Here is a 6,269-nt window from a genome sequence, read left to right on the forward strand (position 1 = left end):
TCAGCGTGGCGCGCTTGCCCGTCACGAGCCCTTCGCCCGAGAAGCCGAGCGTGAGCCCCTTGCGCACGATGTGGTCGAAATAGGCCTTCAGCACGGCCGGCACGTTGTAGTTGTAGACGGGCGTGCCGATCGCGATGTGGTCGGCCGCGAGCAGTTCGGCCACCAATTCGTCCGACAGCGCGAGCTCGGCCTGCATCGCGGGCGTTTGATGCCCGGCCGGCGTGAAGTAGGCGGCGAGCCAGGGCTGCGTGACGAACGGCGGCGGATTCTGCACCAGGTCGCGCTCGACGACGCGGCCCTCGGGATGGCGCTGCCGCCAGTGTTCGACGAACGCGCGCGTCAGGCCGCGCGACAGGGATTGGCCGCCGCGCGGGCTGGATTCGACGACGAGCAGGGTAGGCATGGCTGGGCTCCGGTGGCAGATGCGTGGATGAACATGCCCGCACTATAGGAAGCGACAACCATCTCGGGAAGTGATTAAATTCCGATAGTTTCTGTCATGAATGGAGATGGATCGTGATCGGCAATCTCACCCTGGATCAGTTGCGCGTGCTCGTCGCGATCAGCGACGCCGGCAGCTTTTCGGCGGCCGGCCGGGCGCTCGGCCGCGTGCAGTCGGCGATCAGCCAGGCGATCGCCACGCTCGAGGAGACGCAGGGCGTGGCGTTGTTCGACCGCTCGAGCCGGCGTCCGGCGCTCACGCCGGTCGGGCGCGTGCTGGTCGAGCAGGCGCGCGCGGTGCTGGCCGGCGCGGATCGCTTCGCCGCGATCGCCGCCGGCACGCGCGCGGGCCTGGAGCCGGTGCTGACGGTGGCGATCGATCCGCTGGTGCCGACCGCGCCGCTGATCGACAGCCTGCGCGCGTTGCGCGAGGCGTTTCCCGATCTGCCGGTGTCGTTCTCGACCGAGGGCGTGGGCGGCGCCGAGCGGCGCCTGCGCGAGAACGCGGCGGCGCTGGCGGTGTGTCTGCTGCTGCCCGCGGTGCCGGACGATCTGATGGCCTGGCCGTTGATGCGCCTGGAACTGGTGCCGGTGGTGGCGGCCGGGCACCCGCTCGCGCGCCTCGGGCGGCCGCTGGCGCGGGCCGATCTCGAAGCGGAGGTGCAACTGGTGCTGTCCGATGCGCACGGCGAGCAGGGGCCGAGCCACGGCGTGATCGGCAGCCGCGTCTGGCGCTTCGTCGACCTCGGGCGCCGGCTCGACTTCCTGCTGGCCGGCTTCGGCTGGTGCAAGATGCCGCCGTTCGTCGTCGCGCCGTATCTGGCCGACGGCCGGCTTGCGCGGATCGAGATCGCCGACGAGGGCCTGGCGCCGTCGGGCACGCTGCCGATCTACGCGGCGCACGTGCGCGACCGGCCGCTCGGGCGGGCGGGGCGCTGGCTGCTCGACGACTTGCGGCGGCGGCTGATGCCCTGAGCGCCGCGCGGGCAGGCGAGAGGATAAACAACGAATATTGTTATGTGACATCTGACGTCATGACTTTTTGCTATGCTTACGGCAACCCGAAATTCGCACTAAATACATACAAATATCTTTCAAAAATAGATAAACATCGGGTTTTTGGCAATCCTCTCGCAAAGCATGGTCTCCAATGTCATCACATGTCAGTTCTTCAAGGCGTAAGTTTCTCCTCGCATCGCTGCTAGCGCTGCCGTCGCTCGGCATCGTCGTCCACGGCTTGAGCGCGGCGGACGCGGCGCAATTGGCCGCGCCCGATCTGCACGCCTACACGCCCGCGTTCTTCTCCGCCGACGAATGGGCATTCATGCTGGCCGCCTGCGACCGGCTGATTCCCGCCAGCGGCCGCGGGCCGGGCGCACTCGAAACCAACGTGCCGGTGTTCATCGATCAGCAGATGCACGGCGATTTCGGCCACGAAATCTACCTGCAAGGCCCGTTCAACACGCAGGCGCCGAAGGAACTCGGCTATCAGTTGCCCTACACGCCGCAGGAGATCTACCGCCGCGGCATCGCGCTTGCCAACGGCTATTGCCGGCAGCGCTACCACCGCGCGTTCCACGAGCTCGATGCGGCCTCGCAGGACGCCGTGCTGCACGCCTTGCAGGCCAACGACGTCCGCTTCGCCGATGCCGGCGAAGCGGCGCTCACGGCCAGCCAGTTCTTCGGCGAAATGCTCTCCGATTCGAAGAACGGCTATCTCTCCGACCCGATGTACGGCGGCAACAAGGGCATGAAGGCCTGGATCGCCATCGGTTTTCCCGGCGCGCGCGCGAGCTTTCTCGAGTGGGTCGCCCAGCACAACGTGAAATATCCGCTCGGCCCCGTCAGCCTGGCCGGGCTGCGCGCCTGATCCCCGGCACGTTGCGCGAGGCTTCGCGCATTCAGAATCGACAAGGAAAACCGTGACAAAGATCATCAACGATGACGTCGACGTAGTCGTCGTCGGGCTCGGCTGGGCGGGTTCGCTCATGAGCATCGAACTGGCTCAGGCCGGCCTGAAAGTGCGCGCGCTGGAGCGCGGCGAAGATCGCACCAATGCCGATTTCGCCTACCCCAAGCCGGCCGACCAGTACGCCTATGGCGTGCGCAACAAGATCATGGTGACGCCGCGCGATGGCGCGCTCACCGTGCGGCATTCCGCGAACGACGTGGCGCTGCCCACCCGCAAGTGGGGCGCGTTCGTGCCCGGCACCGGCGTGGGCGGCTCCGGCCTGCACTGGACCGGCGTGCTGATGCGGCCGACGCCCACCGATCTCAAGCTCAAGACCTACGCCGACCAGGCCTACAAGAAGGGGCAACTGGAAACCGGCATGCAGGTGCAGGATTTCCCGTTCAGTTGGGACGAGATCGAGCCGTACTACGACTTCTTCGACAAGGTCTGCGGCCTGTCGGGCAGCACCGGCAACCTGCGCGGCAAGCTCGTCGAGGGCGGCGACCCGTTCGAGGGCCCGCGCTCGAATCCGGTTCCGCTGCCGCCGCTCAAGGACACGCTGAACAACACGATCTTCGCGGATGCCGCGCGCAAGCTCGGCTATCACCCGTTCCCGAATCCGTCCGCGAACGTTTCGCAGGCCTGGACGAATCCCTACGGCAACCAGATCGCGCCGTGCAATTACTGCGGCTATTGCAGCAAGTATCCGTGCCTGAACTTCTCGAAGGCGTCGCCGCAGACGGCCGTGCTCGATGCGCTCAAGCGCATGGACAACTTCTCCTACCGCGTGAACGCCAATGTCCTGCGCGTCGAGCTGCACCCCGACGGCAAGACGGCGCGCGGCGTGACCTATGCCGACGCTCAGGGTAACGAAGTATTCCAGCCGGCGAAGATCGTCGTGCTGGCAGGCTTCCAGTTCGTCAACGTGCGCCTGATGCTGCTGTCGGGCATCGGCAAGCCGTACGATCCCGTCAGCGGCACCGGCGTGGTGGGCCGCAATTACGCGTTCCTCAGCAATGGCGGCGCGACGCTGTTCTTCAAGGACAAGCACTTCAACCCGTTCGCCACGGCCGGCGCCACGGGGCAGTTGTTCAACGATATTTCGCCGGGTAACTTCGACGGCCCGTCGCTGGGCTTCATCGGCGGGGCGAAAATCCAGAGCGCGCAGTCGACCGGCGCGCCGATCGGCACGGCGCTGCCGAAGGGCACGCCGGCCTGGGGCCAGGGCTGGAAGGAGGGCATGCAGGACTGGTACGGCCATTCGATGAAGATCGGCATCACGACCAGCTGCATGTCCTACCGCGATCACTACGTGGATCTCGATCCCACTTACAAGGACCCGTGGGGGCAGCCGCTGCTGCGCATCACGTTCGACTGGAAGCAGAACGAACTGAAGCTTCAGCAGTATTTGCGCAAGATCGTGCTCGACATCACGAAAGAACTCGGCCCGGACAGCTACTCGGAGAGCTTCCTGCCGCTCGACGCGCACTGGGACATCACGAAATACGTGTCGACGCACAACGTGGGCGGCGCGGTGATGGGCGATTCTCCGTCGACCAGCGCGCTGAACCGCTATCTGCAAAGCTGGGACGTGCACAACGTGTTCGTGCCGGGCGGCAATGCGTTCCCGCAGAACTTCCAGGCCAATCCCACCGCCACGATCGGCGCGATCACGCTGTTCGCCGCTCGCGCGATCAAGGAACAGTACCTCAAGAATCCCGGCCCCATGGTGCAAGCATGATCGCCAAGCAATTCGTCAACACGCTCAAGCTCGCGGCCGTCATGACCCTGGCCGCGCTCGACATCTCGGCCGCGCATGCGCAGGACGCCGCCGGTTCGCAGGCCGCGCTGATCAAGCAGGGCGAGTATCTCGCGCGGGCCGGCGACTGCATGGCCTGCCATTCGACCGTGGGCCGCAAGCCCTATACCGGCGGCCTGCCGATCACCAGCGGGATCGGCACGATCTACTCGACCAACATCACGCCCGATCCGCAGGCCGGCATCGGCAAGTACACCGAAGCGCAATTCGCGGCGGCGGTGCGCAAGGGCGTGCGTGCCGACGGCGCGCATCTTTATCCGGCCATGCCGTACCCGTCCTACGCGAAGATCACGGACAGCGACATCCACGCGCTTTACACGTACTTCATGCACGGCGTGACGCCGGCCAAGGACGTTGCGCCCGCAACGGATCTGCGCTTCCCGTTCAACCAGCGCTGGGGCATGGCGCTCTGGAACTGGGCGTTCACCTCCGATGCGCCGTTCGCGGCGCCCGACGGCGCCAGCGAGCAGGTTCGGCGCGGCGCCTACCTGGTGGAGAGCCTCGGGCACTGCGGCAGTTGCCATACGCCGCGCGGCGTGGCGATGAACGAGAAGGCGCTCGATGGCAGCAGCGCGCTGTATCTGTCCGGCAGCAAGCTCAATGGCTGGAACGTGCCGTCGCTGCGCGGCGCGTCGCACTGGAGCCGCGCGGAACTCGCCGATTATCTGCGCACGGGCCGCAACGATCGCGCGGCGGTGGCGGGCGAGATGACCTCGGTGGTGTTCAACAGCACCTCGCATCTGAGCGACGCCGATCTCGACGCCATCGCGGCGTACCTGGCCACGCTGTCGCCGGCAGGCGCGGAGGCGGCGGCTTCTGCCGGTAACACGGCGAAGGACACGACCGCCAAACTCACGGCGGCGCTGAACCTGACGCTGGGAGAGCGGCTCTATCTCGACAATTGCGCGGCGTGCCACGCGGTCGACGGGAAGGGCGCGCCGCGCGTGTTCCCGCAACTGGATGGCGCGACGGTCGTGAATGCGTCCGATCCGACCGGGCTGATCTCGGTCATCCTGAACGGTGCGCAAACGCCGTCGACGGCCAAGGCGCCGTCGATCCTGCCGATGCCGGGCTTCGCGAACCGCCTGAGCGACGACGAGGCCGCGCAGCTTGCGAGCTTCGTGCGCTCGGGCTGGTCGAATCGTGCCGGTGCGGTCGACGCGGGCCAGGTGGCCGCGATTCGCGCGCAGCAGGCGGGCAAGCGCTAGGCGCTCCACCGCGAGCAGGTGAGCCTGCGAGCGTGTGAGCGCGTCATTCGCCCCGGGGAGACGATCCCCGGGGCGAATTCGTTTGGATGACGGAATATCGCGCGGCGCGCAGCCTGCCGCGGGCCGATCGTCAGCGCTCGCGCCGCCGCACCGCCTCGAAGAACGCACGCAGCAGCGGATGCGGCTGCCCCGGCGTCGAATCGAGCTCGGGATGCCCCTGCATGCCGATGAAGAACGGATGCGCGGGGGCCTCGATCGCATCGGCGATCCGGCCGCTCGCGTCGCGCGCGACGATTTCCACGCCGGCGAGGGCCAGCGCCGCGTCGAGCGCGGGATTGAGGCGGTAGCGATGGTTGCAGCGGATCTCGGGCGTCGCGCCGAGGATCGCATGCAGGCGCGAGGCCGGCGCGACCGCGATGCGCTGCCGGCCGAGCCGGTGCTCGCTCGGTTCGCCGCTGGCGTCGGCCGTCACCGGGATGAAGCTCGGCAGGCGGATGCCCGGCTCCGCTTCCATGAGCCCCACGTCGCGCCGTCCGAGCGCATGCCGGGCGACGGCTGTGGCCATCGACTGCATGCCGAGGCACAGCCCGACGATCGGCGTGCCGCTGCGCCACGCGTGGCTTGCCGCGGCGATCTGGCCCGGCACGCGCGCCATGTCGGCGCCGCCGGGCAGCACGATGCCGTCGCAGCCCGTGAGCGCTTCGGCGGCATTGGCGTCGTTCAGCGTCTGGGCCGCGACGAACCGCACCTCGAGTGCCACGTGCGCGGCCTCGGCCGCATCGGCGAGCGCCGCGAGCGTGGCCGGGTAGCCGTCGCGCTGCTCGTCCTCGCGGCCGACCAGCGCAATGCG

6 protein-coding genes are annotated in these 6,269 nt (G+C 67.7%); 4 read left to right on the forward strand and 2 right to left on the reverse strand.

Annotation, left to right across the window (positions count from 1 at the left end; genetic code table 11):
• Positions 1-403, reverse strand: a 403-nt coding sequence (locus G3N92_RS29285) for an NAD(P)H-dependent oxidoreductase (RefSeq protein WP_206131064.1), incomplete at its 3' end; no start/stop codon positions are given.
• Positions 404-516: 113 nt separating this feature from the next.
• Between G3N92_RS29285 and G3N92_RS29290 the strand changes: the two genes are divergently transcribed.
• The 4 genes from G3N92_RS29290 to G3N92_RS29305 all read left to right on the forward strand — a co-directional run bounded on the left by G3N92_RS29290 (position 517) and on the right by G3N92_RS29305 (position 5,419).
• Positions 517-1,416: a LysR family transcriptional regulator gene (locus G3N92_RS29290; RefSeq protein WP_206131065.1), complete on the forward strand. Its 900-nt coding sequence runs from the start codon at positions 517-519 to the stop codon at positions 1,414-1,416.
• A 175-nt stretch (positions 1,417-1,591) separates the two neighbouring features.
• Positions 1,592-2,311 carry a gluconate 2-dehydrogenase subunit 3 family protein gene (locus G3N92_RS29295; RefSeq protein ID WP_206131066.1) on the forward strand — a complete coding sequence of 240 codons (720 nt, stop codon included), beginning with the start codon at positions 1,592-1,594 and terminating at the stop codon, positions 2,309-2,311.
• A 52-nt stretch (positions 2,312-2,363) separates the two neighbouring features.
• Positions 2,364-4,133, forward strand: coding sequence for a GMC family oxidoreductase (locus tag G3N92_RS29300; RefSeq protein ID WP_206131067.1), 1,770 nt, complete (start codon positions 2,364-2,366; stop codon positions 4,131-4,133).
• Positions 4,130-5,419: a cytochrome c gene (locus tag G3N92_RS29305; protein WP_206131068.1), complete on the forward strand. Its 1,290-nt coding sequence runs from the start codon at positions 4,130-4,132 to the stop codon at positions 5,417-5,419. The genes G3N92_RS29300 and G3N92_RS29305 overlap by 4 nt, the downstream gene beginning before the upstream one ends.
• Before the next feature lie 130 nt (positions 5,420-5,549).
• Here the strand turns inward: G3N92_RS29305 and G3N92_RS29310 are convergent.
• Positions 5,550-6,269: gamma-glutamyl-gamma-aminobutyrate hydrolase family protein (locus tag G3N92_RS29310; protein ID WP_206131069.1), on the reverse strand; the 720-nt coding region annotated here is incomplete at its 5' end.

Origin of the sequence: Burkholderia sp. Ac-20379, from assembly GCF_017104645.1 — a bacterium.
Taxonomy (GTDB): Bacteria; Pseudomonadota; Gammaproteobacteria; order Burkholderiales; family Burkholderiaceae; genus Burkholderia.